We start from the raw sequence: 16045 nt of genomic DNA on the forward strand, positions 1-16045 counted from the left end.
TTTACCTTTTTAAGGCAAAATTTGCCCTGAATTCCTTGTTTACTCCTTGTTCAACGTACTTTACAACAAACCAATAGTCATCTGCCATCATCTGTTGGCCGTTGTAAGTTCCATCCCAGCCACCCGGATTTGTTGTGCTGATCTGCTTCAACAATTTTCCGAACCGGTCAAATATATAAATTTTTGCGTTAGGTTGATTACTTAATACAGAAATATTCCAAGTATCATGGATTCCGTCACCATTTGGTGTAAAATACTTAGGATAGTCAATCACCTTGACATCATAAGACAGTTCATCACAAGCCTTAAGATCCCTTACATAAACGGTGTGATCACCTGAGTTTGTTAAGGAGATAATGGTCCTGACCCCATTGAAAATATTGTCTGTCTGCCATGGGCCGTCATCAAGCCTGTATTCATATTGGCCCGCTGGAGTAGCGGTAACCTCGATGGTGGCGTTATCTGCGAAGAATTCCGTATCCACCTGTGCCGTAATGGTCAGCGGTGGCGTAGAAGTGACAATCGGTGCTGTAGCAGACTGTGTACAGCCTGCCACTACATCGGTTACAACCACCTTATACATTCCAGGCTCCGTCGCATTCAGCGAACCTTCGCTGGCGCCAACAATTTCATCCCCATCAAGCGACCATACGAATGAGTAGCCATCGGCGGTTGTAAGTCCCGTATTGAGCTCATAGAAAGATCCTGCGGCAGTGGTGCCGGTAGCTGCATCAAGACAAATGTAACCGTCCTGATCCAGTTCCGGATCCGGCACTACGGTTACGGTAACCACCGCTACCGAGTTTGGAGCTCCTGTAAGATCCTTAGGACATGGTGGGTTATCGTTTGCCGACACGCTTACCAGCTCATAGCTCGTTGTGCCCGAAAGCGGTCCGGTAAGCAGTCTTGCCGAGCCGGAAGGATTCAATGTAATGGTTTCTTCGTTACCGCCATTTACAGTATAGGTAACAATGGCATTTGGCGTTCCTGTGATGATTACATCGGTCGCCGTGTCTGCGCAAATCGTCGTATCCGCACCATTTGCTATGGTCGCATCAGGAAGCGGTCTCACGATCACATTGACTGCATTGGTGTAAATATCAGGACATGGAAAGTTACTGATTACACAACGGTAAACTCCTGAGTCACTTAATTGGGCTATGTCAACGTGGTATAACGCATCAGTACCTACATCCACACCATCATGCTGCCAACGATAAGTTACATCGCCGGTAACGGCTACTATCAGATTAATCGGTTCCCCAACACAAACCGTTTGGGAAACAGGCTGCTGTGTAATGACAGCAGCGTCTTTAATGACCACTTCGACTGGATCAGTAGTTATAGGTGGACAAGTCGGATTGCTGATGACACAAACGTAAATTCCTTTATCGATACCAGACACAGAACTGACACTATATGTAGGTGAATTTGTTCCCACAACTACCCCATCGCGCTTCCATTGGTACTGGGTAATGTCACCAGACGCCACAACGCTAAGCGTTAATGGAAATCCCAGACAAAGATCTGTTGGCGGAGCGACCGGCTGCGTCAAAATCTGTGGTGATTCATCAATCGTCACAGTAGCAACTGTCGACACCTGAGGCGCACCACAAGTGCCTGACACCGTGACCTGATAATCGCCGGCATCGACATCTGGATCTGCATTATTAACAACGTACATATTAGAAGGACCTGACTGTACCACTTGGGTACCACGTCTCCATTCGTATGAAAGCGCCTGTCCTGTAGCTGCTACACTTAAGCTAAATCCACCTCCGGAACATACTGGTACTGGAGGTACTGGCTGACTTGTAATGACCACCGGAGCAAAAACGTTTACCGTGGTCGCTGTTGAAGTAATAGCAGGACAACCGGGGTTCGTCACTAAGACATCATATATTGTGCCGTTATCGGCGGAAGTTACCCCAAAAATTTCAAGTGTGCTGCTGCTGGGCGCACCAAATGGTTGTCCATTCTTCCGCCAGGTATAATTCGTTGAACCGTCGGTGCCGGTTGTAGTAACATTAAGTGTAACATCATCTGTCTCACAATAATACGGCAACGCGGCTGGACCTGTTACAAAATGCGGGCCTTCATTTACTACGGCCTGCACGGTTGCTGAGATGGCATCAGGCACACATTTTCCATGAACGATGACCTGATAGGCTCCTGCATCAGCAAGTGACGCATTGGTTTTGGTGTACGTATTTGAAGTGGTATTTTGTACTGTAGTAGCGCCATGCTTAAACTCGTAGGTCAAATCTGTACCTGTCGCTTGTACACTAATCGTAAAGGATTCCTGTTCACAAATGGCTGCCGGCGCTGTGGGTTCAGCAGTAATTACAGGTTTCAAGTCGGCACCCACCGTAGCGGAAAGCGTCAACGGACTCACACAGCCATCAGTACTGGTCACATTGTCCAGCGTGTAAGTGCCAGCCGGACGCTGGATCTGACCATTTCCGGAAGTGGGTATAATGTAACTAAACGTAGCATTATTACTGTCATGGTAGTTTACGGTGGCATTTGCAGTTCCCGCAATATCAAAAAGTGCATCAGTGCCTTCACAAACCGTTGCTGTCGTAGCAGTAAATGATGTTACAACGGGCAGCGGGTTTACGACAATCGTGATGCTTTGCCCGGTAATCGGTGCCGACTGGGCACAGCCCGGAACGCTGATATCTGTTAAAGTAAAAATCGTAGTGGTACCTAAGCCCTGCGTATCAAAAAAACCAAATCCGCTGGTAGCGTCTAACTGAACTGATCCTCCTCCTGAAGGTCCGCCTGTATAATTTATCACACCGCCAGCAGTACCGGAAACATTAATATTCGTTGAGCCGCCAGGACAGAAGTCCGTATCATCAGCACCTATGATTATCGCCGTTGGCGGATCAAAAGAAAATGTAATCGTAGTTCCAGCGGGAAAAATATACTCACAGGACGGAGTCGTATTGGTACCTACTTTTTGCAGTTCAAAAACGGTCTCCTCATTGATTGTAGGGTTTATTGTTGCAAAACCGTCCGAACCGACTGTGGTATTTTCATTTACCGTACCATCAGTTGCATTCGTTTTCGAATAGTATATGATCGCATCGGGTGTTCCTGAAAATGTCACTGCAGTACTTGTACTAGGGCAAATAATCTGGCTACCGGTGACAAACGCCGCTGTGGGCGTGGCCACAATGGTAATCGGAGCAGATATCTTAAAATCCGGACATTCGGTAGTAGGGAAATAGTCAACCACGTAGCTTCCAGCTATACTCTGGATCAAATCGACCGTTCCCGTAACCGAATTAATTACCAAATCAGGGGAAGAAGCAACATATTCTCCTCCCGGTGTCAGGTCGGTGGTCATCACATCAAAAGATCCTGCTGAATCCTTACAAATGGGAAGTGTGCCATAGGAAATAGTGCCCCCTGGCAGCGTTTTATTTAACGTGAAATTTTTAAAGACCTTACAATCCGTGCCACTGATATCTTTGATGACCGCATAAATCGTTAGGGGAAGATCGGATGCATTTACCTGATAAGCCGTGGTATTTTGGATATAATTCAAGCCTTCGTCCTGAGCACTCTGGGGATCTAAATAATAGTATATCTCATAGTTTAACGGATTAGTAACCCCTGCCAGAAACACATCATCCTGGTTGATATTAAACTCATAAGGCCCATCATTTCCAGGACAGACCACTTTATTCTTATTCTCAGCATCAGGAAGTAACGGGAGATCTGAGACGGTCAGATCAGTTGAAAAAACGCTTTGGACATTTCCATTATTATAGGTCACCTCTGCAGTGATAATATCACCCGGCGATGTGTTGGGAATATCAATAACAGTGGTATTTCCCGATGCGACTGGAGATCCGTTAAGCAACCAGTTTACGGTGGCAGTCGGAGGACCGGCCGGTGTAAAACGATATGCCTTTCCAATCGCTGTAAATGCCGTTCCATTGCATCCTGGGGCAGAAATACTCTGGGTACCTGCGTTATTGATCAGCCCAATAACACCCCTGCCACCATTCCAGCCATTAAAGGGAACCCGTCGTTTGACATATACATCAATAATGTTTGTGGTTTCATACAATACCATTTGGTAGGTTTGGACGCCGGCAACATTGGTATCGGGATCAATGCCGTCGCCAAATTGCAGTACCTTATTTACGTTAAAGATAAAAACCCTCCCCGGTGCCGCATTAGCGCCCTGGTCATATACATAATAATTAATTGTCGTTTCAGGATAAGGCAAATCAGTAAAATTGATATCCTGCAATATACCGAAAATGGCATTCCTTATGGTAGTACAATTCGGCAATCCACCTGGAGCTATAGGCCATGGACAGACTTGGTTCGGCGCATAGGCACCGGTGGTATTGAAACAAAGTACGCCATTGGAACCAATTGACATTGTATTGTAGTTGTTTCCATAAAAGCTAAATGAAAAAGGCAGTGTAAACAACTGAGGCGCCCAAAAATCGTCCTGGTTGCCGTTCGTAGGTATTGGAATAAGCGTCGATCCCGGGATGGGATCAAACGAATACGGAGGGTTGTATGGTATTTCAGCTACACTATACGCGGTGGTTGAATTTCCCGGCGTAAATTGGATACTCGCTGTAGACGTTCCATTACAAAAGCCAGCGTTATTCCCGTTTACTCCAGAAACACTTGGAGACGCTAACTGACTGTAATTTAATTGTATAAAACCCAAAAAGGTCAGCAGCAAAAGTATTTTATTTTTCATTTTCCCCATTTTTTTGAAGCGTAAATTTAAAGATTTAATAAAGATAAAATCCAAAAATAATCCAATTATTTCTAAATATAACAGGCTTGGCTATTTTTACCCTAATCATATTTATTATTATTTTATCTTTGCCCGAGTAAAAAATTGCCGCTGACTTACAAAAATTATGAGCAAAGAAGAAGATTTTTCAGACGAAATCGGAAATGACCACATCGCTACAAGCGCTACGAATCCAATCAGGAGCGACGCTTTTGAACTAACAGACGATCAGAAAATCGAGTCAATTAAAAAAGACGTGGAAAACATGCTGTTAACTTTGGGTATGGATCTTACCGATGACAGTCTTAAAGGCACGCCAAACCGCGTGGCCAAGATGTTTGTAAAAGAGATTTTCGGCGGGCTTAATCCCAATAAAAAGCCCGGTGCGTCAACCTTTTCGAATAATTACAAATACGGCGAAATGCTGGTGGAAAAAAACATCACCCTTTATTCGACCTGCGAACACCATCTATTACCCATAATTGGGCGTGCCCATATCGCTTACATCTCCAACGGAACCGTAGTCGGGCTTTCCAAAATGAACCGCATCGTGGACTATTTTGCCAAAAGACCACAGGTACAGGAAAGGCTTACGATGCAGATCGTACAGGAGCTACAAAAAGTCCTTAACACACAAGATGTAGCGTGCGTAATCGATGCCAAGCATTTGTGTGTCAACTCCCGTGGGATCCGCGATATCGAAAGCAGTACTGTCACTTCAGAATTTGGCGGGAAATTTAAAGAAGCACAAAGCAGGCGTGAATTCCTCGATTACATCAAGCTCGATACAAAATTCTAAAGCTATTATTTTAAATTTTGAATTCGAAATTTTAAATGATCACAGACGTCATTTAAAATTTAGAATTTAGAATTTATAATTCCTATTTTTGGAATTCATCATTTAAATAATAAAAGAATGCCACTTTACAACCAGCATCCCCTAAAAATTTACAATTCCCTGAGTGGGGAAAAAGAAGTTTTCACGCCGATTCACGAAGGCAATGTGGGCATGTATGTCTGTGGCCCCACGGTGTACAGTAATGTGCACCTTGGCAATGTCCGGACGTTCATGTCGTTTGATATGATTTTCCGGTATTTTAAGCATTTGGATTATAAGGTCAGGTATGTGCGAAATATCACCGATGTCGGCCACATGGTCGATGACGCGGACGAGGGTGAAGACAAGATCGCCAAAAAAGCCAGGCTCGAACAACTCGAACCGATGGAGATCGTACAACGGTACACCGTAGACTTCCACGACATCCTCGACAAGTTTAATTTCCTGCCACCGAGTATTGAGCCCACGGCTACCGGCCACATCATCGAACAGATTGAAATCGTCAAAGTAATCCTCGAGAAAGGCCTTGCCTACGAATCCAACGGATCTGTGTATTTCGACGTCGTGAAGTTCAATGAAACGAACCACTACGGGAGACTGAGCGGCCGCAATATTGAGGACATGATGGCCAACTCCCGCGAACTTGACGGGCAATCCGACAAAAAGAACCCCCAGGATTTCGCGCTATGGAAAAAAGCCGAACCGGAGCATATCATGCGCTGGCCTTCGCCATGGAGTGAGGGTTTCCCTGGCTGGCATCTGGAATGTACCGCCATGAGCACGAAATATCTTGGAAACCATTTTGACATCCACGGCGGCGGAATGGACCTAAAGTTTCCGCACCATGAATGTGAGATCGCACAAAACGAAGCCGCGACCGGTCATACACCGGTAAATTATTGGATGCATGCGAACATGCTGACATTAAATGGCAAAAAAATGGCGAAATCGACCGGCAACAATATCCTTCCCGGCGAAATCCTGAATGGTGAAAACGAATTCCTGAGCAAAGCGTTTTCAGCTTCTGTTGCAAGATTTTTTATGATGCAGGCACACTACCGAAGCATATTGGATTTTTCTGACGACGCGATCATTGCCGCTGAAAAAGGCTTCAACCGCCTGATGGAAGCGATCGATAACTTAGTGGAAATTGAAGCAGCCGATCATTCTACACTAAATATTTCAGAATGGGAGTCAGCGTGCTATGACGCGATGAACGACGACTTTAATACGCCCATATTGATTGCGCAGTTATTCGAAGGGGTACGGTTTATCAACCTCTTAAAAGACGGAAGCGCCAAGCTGAACGCAGACGATTTAAAGCAGTTTACAAAATTGATGCATGCCTTTGTATTCGATGTGCTGGGCCTTGAAAATGAAAAGCTGCTCGGCGCGAATAACGACAAGCTGGAAGGTGTCGTGAACATGCTTATCGACATGCGGAACCAGGCCCGCGTAAATAAGGATTTCGCATTATCGGACCAGATTCGGAACCAATTGAGCGCACTGGGCATCCAACTGAAAGATGGAAAAGAAGGCACTACCTTTACGTTTTGATATGAATGTAAAGCAGGCAGCCATATTGCCCTTTGTGTTTTTGGTACGCGTTTACCAGACCGTACTCTCTCCCCTCCTGCCCTCAGCCTGCCGTTTCCAGCCAACCTGTTCCACATATATGATCCAGGCGTTGCAGATACACGGGGTATTCAAAGGGTTGTACCTGGGTACAAAACGGATCCTGAGCTGCCACCCGTGGGGAAAATCAGGTTATGATCCGGTGCCCGAAAAAAACGTTACCCACAAACATTAACCATAAATTTAGAAATCTGTACGTTGTAAATCCTATTTTTACGACGCTAAAATTCAAACCAAAATATGACACATTCTTTGTCCATCATCTGGAACCAATCAGAAGGCATCGACCTTGGCTTTTTTACGGTCCGCTATTACAGCCTGATGTTTGTAATCGCCTTCGGCCTGGGCTGGTATATCATGAAAAAGATATTCGAGCGCGAGAACGAATCCATTGAAAAACTGGATAGTATTTTTATCTGGACGGCACTGGCTACTTTGGTGGGTGCACGGCTCGGACAGGTATTCTTTTATGACTGGCCTTATTTCAAAGAACATCCCGAAGAGATTTTCCTGCCTTTTAAATTCAACCCCTTCCGTTTTACCGGTTTCAGCGGATTGGCAAGCCATGGTGCGGCCATTGTCATCATCATCTGCATGTATTTTTTCAGCAAAAAAGTAATGAAACGTCCCTTCCTATGGGTTTTAGACCGTGTGGTCATTCCGGTGGCGAGCGGTGCGATCTTCGTTCGGATTGGGAATTTCTTCAATTCCGAGATTTACGGACACAAGACTTCAGGCGATCAATTCTATGCCGTGAAGTTTGTGCGTGAAAGTGAGTTTTGGAAGGGCCGCGATGTTCAGGTTATTACGAACAGTGCTAACGATCACGAAGGCTTTAATAAAATCACCGCCGATCCCGCATTCAGTAAGTTGCTGAACGAGATTCCATACCGCCATCCATCCCAATTGTATGAGGCGTTCGGTTACATTTTTGTATTCCTGATCTTATTCTATGCTTACTGGCGTACCGATGCGCGCCAAAGGCCGGGACTGTTGTTCGGCTTATTCCTGATCATGCTGTTTACGGTGCGTTTCATCGTGGAATATGTCAAAGAAAGCCAGGGCGGTTTCGAAGGAGACAATCCCATCCTTTCCACAGGACAGTGGCTGAGTATTCCTTTTATACTGGTAGGGCTGTTCTTTGTGTTTCGGTCAAAGAAATACCCTGATGGCGTATTGTAAGGAATAAAAATGATACCCATGCCCGGAGTGTAAAGCTTCGGGCTTTTTTTTGCGCCATGATTTCGCTGTTTATACAAAGGTGTAAATGGAACAAGGCCATGTCGAAGCGACCTGTATCCGGATGAAAGCGCCGCCTTTCCCGACGGAAGCCCGCCATTGCCCGCTGGAACCAGCCGATTGTCACCCGGAAGCATTACATTTGTTGACGGAAGCAAAAGATTGGCTTACGGAAGCTTTAAAATACCATACGGAAGTATTGCACTGGTCCGCGGAAGCATTAAAATGCCCTACGGAAGCATTAAATTGCCACACGGAAGCATTCGATTTTGACCCGGAAGCATTCATCAGGGCATGATTAAGGCTTCCGTGCCTCAATCCGAAGCTTCCTTAAAAGAATCATCCGTAAATGCCATGCCGGCAGCAAAACCCATGACGATGCCCCGATTTTTACATGGGCAGCCTAAAAACAAAATGCCCCGACTTTCGTCAGGGCATTTCTATATGTAATCTAAAGTTGATTAAGAGTTGTGCTCTTCTTCAATCCTGTCGTGTTCCGCTTTTGAGATGGTGTCACATAATACCGGTGTCGCGATAAACAGCGAAGAGTATGTTCCTACGATGATACCCACAAGCATGGCAAAGATGAAGCCCCTGATGGATTCCCCACCGAAGATAAACATGATCGACAGTACAAAGATCATCGTCAACGACGTGTTCACGGTTCTTGACATGGTCGTATTAATCGATTTGTTTACGATATCATTAAAACTACCTTTCGTCTTACCGCCAAGGAATTCCCTTACCCTGTCAAATACGATTACGGTATCGTTCATCGAATATCCAATTACCGTCAGGATTGCCGCAATGAAGTGCTGGTCGATTTCCATACCGAAAGGCATGTATTTCCAAAGCAACGAATAGATACCCAACACGAAGATCACGTCATGCGCCACAGCAGCAATCGCTCCAAGGCTGTATTGCCATTTCCTGAAACTGATGAACAGGTAAAGGAATACAATCGCCATCGCGCCCAAAACCGCCCAGTAAGCATTAGTCTTGATATCGGCAGCAACCGTTGGTCCTACTTTAGAAGACTGTACGACACCGAGTTTCTTACCTTCGTAAACGTTGGTGAATTTATCATAAGTCATGTCTGCACCATAATGTTTCTTCAGGCCTTCGAAAAGCATTTTATTTACTTCTTCGTCAACGCCGGTACCGTGCTCTGCGACTTTATATTTAGTAGTAATCTTCAACTGCGTTGGATCGCCGAAAACTTTTGCTTCAGCACTGCCGAAGATGGTTTTCATTTCAGCAGCCACTTCTTCAGCTTTTAATACTTTATCAAAACGCACCTGGAATGTCCTTCCTCCAAGGAAATCCGTACCGTAGTTTACACCATTTGTCGCCAATGAAGCCACACTTACGATCACTACAGACGCTGAGAAAATGTAAGTCCATTTTTTAATGCCAAGGAAATCAAAGTGGAAGTTGGTAAACCAGTTTTTTGACAAAGGCGTCACAAACGTCAGGTTGTTTTTTCTTGCTGTACTCCAGTCCAGTAAAATCCTTGTAATGAATACTGAAGTAAACAATGACGTGATAATACCAATCAACAATGTAATCGCGAAACCTTTAATAGGTCCTGTTCCAAAAACAACCAGAACGATACCGGTCAGGATGTGTGTTACGTTCGCATCAACGATAGAACGCATCGCACCTTTCCATCCAAATGATGTCTTAATGGCGTCTTCCAGTGATTTTCCGGAACGCAGTTCTTCTTTCGCGCGTTCATAGATGATGATGTTCGCATCAACCGCTGTACCCATCGTCAAAACGATACCGGCAATACCCGGTAATGTCAATACAAATCCAAAACTTACCATCACACCGAAAAGGAACAATAAGTTCACCGCAAGCGCGATGTTAGCATACCAACCGGCTTTTCCGTAGTACACAATCATCCAAAGTGAAACGAGTAACAATCCAACAATCGATGACATGATTCCGTTATCAATAGCTTCCTGTCCAAGGGATGGACCTACCACTTCTGACTGGATAATGTCTGCGGAAGCGGGAAGTTTACCTGCCCTCAATACATTCGCTAAATCTTTTGTTTCCGTAACATCAAAGTTTCCTGTAATTGAAGAGTTTCCTCCGGAGATCTTGCCGGTGGTTACACCAGGAGCAGAATATACGATGTTGTCCAGTACGATAGCGATATTTCCTTTTTCAAGGAATGCGGTATTGGTCATTTCCTCCCATTTCTTAGCGCCACTGAAGTTCATCTGCATGTTTACAGACGGGTGGTTGAATTGGTCAAATGTATCTTCGGCATTTACAATAACACCACCACTCATCGGTGGTACGTTGTTGTAGGTTCCTTTTAATGCGTATAAAGCGAAAGTAATGTTCTCAGTTTTCGTTTTCTCGTCAACTTCAGTCTCAGGCTTACCCCATACAAATTTTGCAAAATGCAGGTTGCCCGGAAGCAATACTTTAATATCCGGTCTTCTCAGGTACTCATTTACCGCAGCCGTATCTTTTTTAAGGTACTTTCCTAGTGTAGGAGAATACGAAGGGATCATTTTGCTAAACAGCGGACCGGCAGCTTTCGCTGTGTTGGCTGTATCCTTGGATTGTGCCAGCATCTTCGCTACATCATCTTTAGGTTTTGCTGTAGTATCCGTTGTGGCGGCAGTCTTAGTGGTTTCGGTTTTTTTCAAAACTTCATTTACAGTCTGTAGGTAAGGCATTACCTCTTCTGCTTTGAAAGTCGCCCAGAATTCCAATTGTGCTGTTCCAGCCAATAATTTCTTGATACGGTCCTGGTCTTTTGCACCAGGCAGCTCGATAAGGATTCTTCCTGACTCACCCAATTTCTGGATGTTTGGTTGTGTTACACCAAATTGGTCAATACGCTTTCTCAAAACGTCGAAAGCACTATCCACAGACTCGTCTACTTTTTTGCGAATGACTTTCTCTGCTTCTTTGTCGGTCATTTCAAAATTAATGCCGTCTTTACCTTCAAGATTCTTGTTGGCAAAAATATCAGGCGAGGCCAGTTTTACAGTTCCGTTTGAATTGTTTTTAAACGCATCAAAGAACGCATCGATATACGTTTGATTTCCCTGTTGGTTTTTAGAGGCATCATCCAGCGACTTGTTAAAAACCGGGTTTTTAGAGTAGTTTGAAAGGCCTTTCAGGATGTCTTTTACAGAAATCTGAAGCTGAACGTTCATTCCGCCCTCAAGGTCAAGACCTTTATTAATTTTTTTACCCTTTACATCATTATAGGTGTAAAATAAAAAAACTTTCTCTTTCCCGATGGAATCAAGATACTTAAGTTCTTTCTTAGAATCACCTTTAGCATACTCTTTTGCCTTGGATTCAACGCTGTCTGCCACAAATGTGAAAGAAAGTTGGTAAATACTTACCAATGCAAATATGATTGCAAAAAATTTAACGAGTCCTCTATTCTGCATTATTATTGAAATTAATTAATTTTTGTTGTATAATTTTATTGTTATCTGTTAAAAATAAATTCAAAATTTATTGGATTAAGAAAATACGTTCATAGTTGGATTTACGGATTTTTTTAAACCGAGCAAATATATAATTAACCGTAGGATTAACCAATTTATTTCTTAATAAATCTCAAAAAAAAGACTGCAAGATTGCAGCCTTCTCTATAATTGTATTAAAATGATTATGCCAGCACAGATTTAAGGTCGGCATTCATATTTCTCACCGCGTCTGAACTTTTTGCAAAAGCAGCCTTTTCGCTCTCGTTGAGATTGATGGAAACGATTTCCTCAATACCATTTTTCCCGATAATACACGGCACACCCATACAGATATCCGTTTGTCCGTATTCACCTTCCAGGAATACAGAACACGCGATCATCTTCCTTTGGTTATTCAATATGCTGTCCACAAGATACGCTACGGAAGCTCCCGGCGCATACCAGGCTGACGTCCCTAAAAGCCCGGTCAATGTAGCACCTCCCACCATGGTGTCTGCAGCTACTTTCTCCAACTCGGCAGCAGAAAGGAATTCTGAAACCGGGATACCATTATAGGACGCCAATCTCGTCAACGGAATCATTGTGGTATCGCCATGGCCTCCAATCACCATCGCCGAAATATCATTGGCGGGTGTATTCAGTGCTTTTGAAAGGTAATACCTGAAGCGGGAACTGTCCAACGCGCCGCCCATACCGATAATCCTGTTTTTCGGCAGACCTGTGGCTTTTAAAGTCAGGTATGTCATCGTATCCATCGGATTTGAAACCACGACAATGATTGCGTTCGGCGAGTGTGCCAGCACGTTCTCAGCCACTGATTTTACAATCCCGGCGTTAATCCCAATCAGTTCTTCACGGGTCATTCCTGGTTTCCTCGGAATTCCGGAAGTAATGACCACTACATCACTGTTTGCGGTTTTGGTATAATCATTCGTCACGCCACTCAATTGGGTGTTAAATCCAGTATTGGTGGCACATTGCATAATATCCATTGCTTTTCCTTCAGCAAATCCTTCTTTAATATCAAGCAGGACTACTTCAGAAGCGATGCCGCGGTAGGAAATTACATCTGCACAAGACGCGCCTACATTTCCGGCGCCAACTATGGTAACTTTCATATTAGATGGTGTTTGTTATTTAAATTTATATTGTAGCGAAATATTTGAATTCACAAATTTACCAAAAGCAACTGAGGTTTGCAGGAAAAACCGGCGAAATTGATAGCGCGCCGAAAGTTCACCGATTGCGTTGGACTTGGTTTTATAAATCTCACGCAGCCTCTCGTTAACAATGGAATGCAATGGCACAATGGCTTCTACCGCCCCTTTTTCACCCTGGATTTCGTATTGAAAATCGCTGGTGTTTAATATCAGGCCCGCAGACAATTCAAGCCGGGCAAACTCCTTGGCCGCATTGAGCTGAAACTGCCAGGTATCAATCAGGCTGTTTAATGCCGTAAAGCCAAGGTTACCATATGCCGTCTCCACATCGAGGAATTCCACGGTAATGTCTTCCTTAGAATAGGCAGCAAGCGCGGCAATGCTGAACTTGTGTGCATCCAGCCCTTTGAAATACTGGCTTAAGTTGTGCTTCACCCCTACACCGTACACCTGGTAATTCACATGCTTGAGCGTAATCTGAGGAGAAAACTTCGCAATAACCTCTGTTCCTTTCCACAACCCTAATGCGGTTTGTATGTAGGGATAAATGATTGTTTCCCGATTGACACCTTCAGGCGATTTAACCACCACCGGTTCATCGTTTAATGTTCCTGTTAAAGTAACGAAGGCATCATTTCCCAATGCAGAAGGCGTTAATGCAGAATCTGTACCCTCAATCGTAAAGAACGAAAAATCGCTATTCGACAACCTAAACTGCCGGTCAGACTCAGGGACAAGAAATGAATTGACATACAATCCTGCCGTAAAATCCCAAAGATTGCTTTTCTTAGGAGTAGAAATCCAGCCGGATGCTGCCTGATATACCGCTGCATCGGTAGCCGGAGTAATGTATTTGTCGGTAAAGAATATGGCATCGTCAATCAGGTTGTTTAATTCCTGAACGGTCTGTTCGGTTTGCGCGCTTGCACTACAAACCGATAGAAAAATGGCGATGATGCCGCTCCTGACCCACACTGATCTACGCATCAATCTTCGCGTAAACTGCGTTTTTCTCGATAAATTCCCTTCTTGGCGGTACTTCGTCTCCCATCAGCATGGAAAACACCTGATCGGCTTCCGCAAGACTGTCGATATTAACCTGCCGCAAAGTCCTGAAATTAGGATCCATAGTAGTCTCCCATAATTGCTCGGCGTTCATTTCACCAAGACCTTTATATCGTTGTATCGACGCACTGCCTCCCATTCTTTCATTCGCCTGGTCGCGTTGCACGTCGTTCCATGCATACTCTTTTTTGGTGCCTTTCTTCACCTGATACAGCGGTGGTGCCGCAATATAAACGTGCCCCTGCTCGATCAGTTCTTTCATAAAACGGAAGAAAAACGTCAGGATTAATGTAGAAATGTGGCTTCCATCGACATCGGCATCACACATGATAATCACTTTGTGATAGCGAAGCTTTTCAAGGTTCAATGCTTTTGAATCTTCACTCGTCCCAACCGTTACGCCAAGTGCCGTGAAAATATTACGGATCTCCTCATTCTCGAAAACCTTGTGGTGCATCGCCTTCTCCACGTTCAGGATTTTTCCCCTTAATGGTAAAATGGCCTGGAAGTTACGGTCGCGCCCTTGTTTTGCAGTTCCACCCGCCGAATCTCCCTCGACAAGGTATACTTCACATTTTGCAGGATCCTGTTCAGAGCAATCCGAAAGTTTTCCGGGAAGGCCGCCTCCACCCATGACAGTCTTGCGCTGCACCATTTCACGCGCTTTTTTAGCAGCATGACGTGCCTGTGCCGCAAGGATTACCTTTTGGATAATGATCCTGGCATCGTTAGGGTTTTCCTCGAGATAATTTTCAAGCATCTCCCCTACAGCCTGGCTTACAGGAGATACCACCTCCCTGTTCCCCAGTTTGGTTTTGGTTTGTCCCTCGAATTGCGGCTCAGCCACTTTTACCGAAATAATGGCTGTCAGTCCCTCACGGAAGTCGTCTCCTGAAATTTCAAATTTCAGTTTGTCCAGCAATCCCGAAGCATCTGCATATTTCTTAAGCGTACGCGTCAGTCCACTCCGGAAACCCTGAAGGTGCGTTCCTCCCTCGTGGGTATTGATATTATTGACATAAGAGAAAATATTCTCTGTATAACTCGTATTATAGATCAACGCGACTTCAACCGGGACTTCGCCTTTTTCGTGATCCATGCTGATCACATGGGAAATGATCGGCTCGCGGTTTCCATCAAGGTAACGGATGTATTCCTTCAATCCTTCGTCAGAATGAAATACCTCCACCTTGAAATTGCCATCGGTGTCTTTTTCGCGCTTGTCCGTAAACGTGATGGTAATGCCTTTATTCAGGAAAGACAGCTCACGCATACGCGCGGACAAGGTATCGTATGAAAACTCCGTTGTTTGCGTAAAAATCGTATCATCCGGGTAAAACGTCTGCATCGTACCACGTTTGGTGGTCTCGCCAATTTGTTTGACCGGATACATTGCCTTACCCCGTTCGTATTCCTGTTCGTATATTTTACCTTCCCGGAAAACGGTCGATTTCATATGCACGGAGAGCGCATTCACCACCGATACCCCCACACCGTGAAGTCCACCGGAAACTTTATAGGAATCTTTATCAAATTTACCGCCCGCACCGATTTTGGTCATTACAACCTCCAATGCCGAAACACCTTCTTTTTTATGCATGTCGACAGGGATTCCCCTACCATTATCCTCAACCGTTACCGAACCATCCTCGTTAATTGCTACCCCAATCGTATCACAATGGCCTCCCATCGCCTCATCAATCGAGTTGTCTACTACTTCGTAAACCAAATGGTGAAGCCCGCGAACGCCCACATCACCGATATACATGGAAGGACGCATCCTTACGTGCTCCATTCCCTCTAATGCCTGAATACTGTCTGCCGAGTAATTATTTTTCTTGTTTTCGTCGCTCATATTTTA

The 16045-nt window shown here is 44.6% G+C and carries 10 protein-coding genes; 5 read left to right on the forward strand and 5 right to left on the reverse strand.

The genetic code is table 11. The features are described from left to right. Position 1: 1 nt before the first annotated feature. Entirely contained in the window at positions 2-4738 is a 4737-nt protein-coding gene (locus CFE23_RS10415) for a T9SS type B sorting domain-containing protein (protein WP_291087545.1), read from the reverse strand. A gap of 166 nt (positions 4739-4904) precedes the next feature. On the opposite strand from CFE23_RS10415, the gene folE reads away from it, so the two are divergent. The 5 genes from folE to CFE23_RS10440 all read left to right on the forward strand — a co-directional run bounded on the left by folE (position 4905) and on the right by CFE23_RS10440 (position 8787). Then, positions 4905-5576 carry a GTP cyclohydrolase I FolE gene (gene folE, locus CFE23_RS10420; protein WP_291087548.1) on the forward strand — a complete coding sequence of 224 codons (672 nt, stop codon included), beginning with the start codon at positions 4905-4907 and terminating at the stop codon, positions 5574-5576. A gap of 117 nt (positions 5577-5693) precedes the next feature. Next, positions 5694-7172: a cysteine--tRNA ligase gene (cysS, locus tag CFE23_RS10425; protein WP_291087551.1), complete on the forward strand. Its 1479-nt coding sequence runs from the start codon at positions 5694-5696 to the stop codon at positions 7170-7172. 1 nt (position 7173) lies between these two features. Further along, positions 7174-7425: a membrane protein insertion efficiency factor YidD gene (gene yidD, locus CFE23_RS10430; protein ID WP_291087754.1), complete on the forward strand. Its 252-nt coding sequence runs from the start codon at positions 7174-7176 to the stop codon at positions 7423-7425. A 65-nt stretch (positions 7426-7490) separates the two neighbouring features. Beyond that, positions 7491-8432 (forward strand): prolipoprotein diacylglyceryl transferase, encoded by a 942-nt coding sequence (gene lgt / locus CFE23_RS10435; protein ID WP_291087554.1) that lies wholly within the window; start codon positions 7491-7493, stop codon positions 8430-8432. Between the two features lie 85 nt (positions 8433-8517). Beyond that, positions 8518-8787 (forward strand): hypothetical protein, encoded by a 270-nt coding sequence (locus CFE23_RS10440; RefSeq protein ID WP_291087557.1) that lies wholly within the window; start codon positions 8518-8520, stop codon positions 8785-8787. Between the two features lie 163 nt (positions 8788-8950). Here CFE23_RS10440 and secDF read toward each other — a convergent pair whose 3' ends face one another. The 4 genes from secDF to gyrB form a co-directional block, all read right to left on the reverse strand. Continuing rightward, positions 8951-11917 (reverse strand): protein translocase subunit SecDF, encoded by a 2967-nt coding sequence (secDF, locus tag CFE23_RS10445; protein ID WP_291087562.1) that lies wholly within the window; start codon positions 11915-11917, stop codon positions 8951-8953. Between the two features lie 224 nt (positions 11918-12141). Continuing rightward, positions 12142-13077: a malate dehydrogenase gene (locus CFE23_RS10450; protein WP_291087565.1), complete on the reverse strand. Its 936-nt coding sequence runs from the start codon at positions 13075-13077 to the stop codon at positions 12142-12144. A gap of 15 nt (positions 13078-13092) precedes the next feature. Next, positions 13093-14106 carry a DUF6588 family protein gene (locus CFE23_RS10455; protein WP_291087567.1) on the reverse strand — a complete coding sequence of 338 codons (1014 nt, stop codon included), beginning with the start codon at positions 14104-14106 and terminating at the stop codon, positions 13093-13095. Then, positions 14099-16039 carry a DNA topoisomerase (ATP-hydrolyzing) subunit B gene (gene gyrB / locus CFE23_RS10460; protein ID WP_291087570.1) on the reverse strand — a complete coding sequence of 647 codons (1941 nt, stop codon included), beginning with the start codon at positions 16037-16039 and terminating at the stop codon, positions 14099-14101. Before gyrB ends, CFE23_RS10455 begins: the two co-directional genes overlap by 8 nt. Positions 16040-16045 lie beyond the last annotated feature (6 nt).

This window comes from Flavobacterium sp. BFFFF1 (assembly GCF_002256285.1).
Classification (GTDB): domain Bacteria; phylum Bacteroidota; class Bacteroidia; order Flavobacteriales; family Flavobacteriaceae; genus Flavobacterium.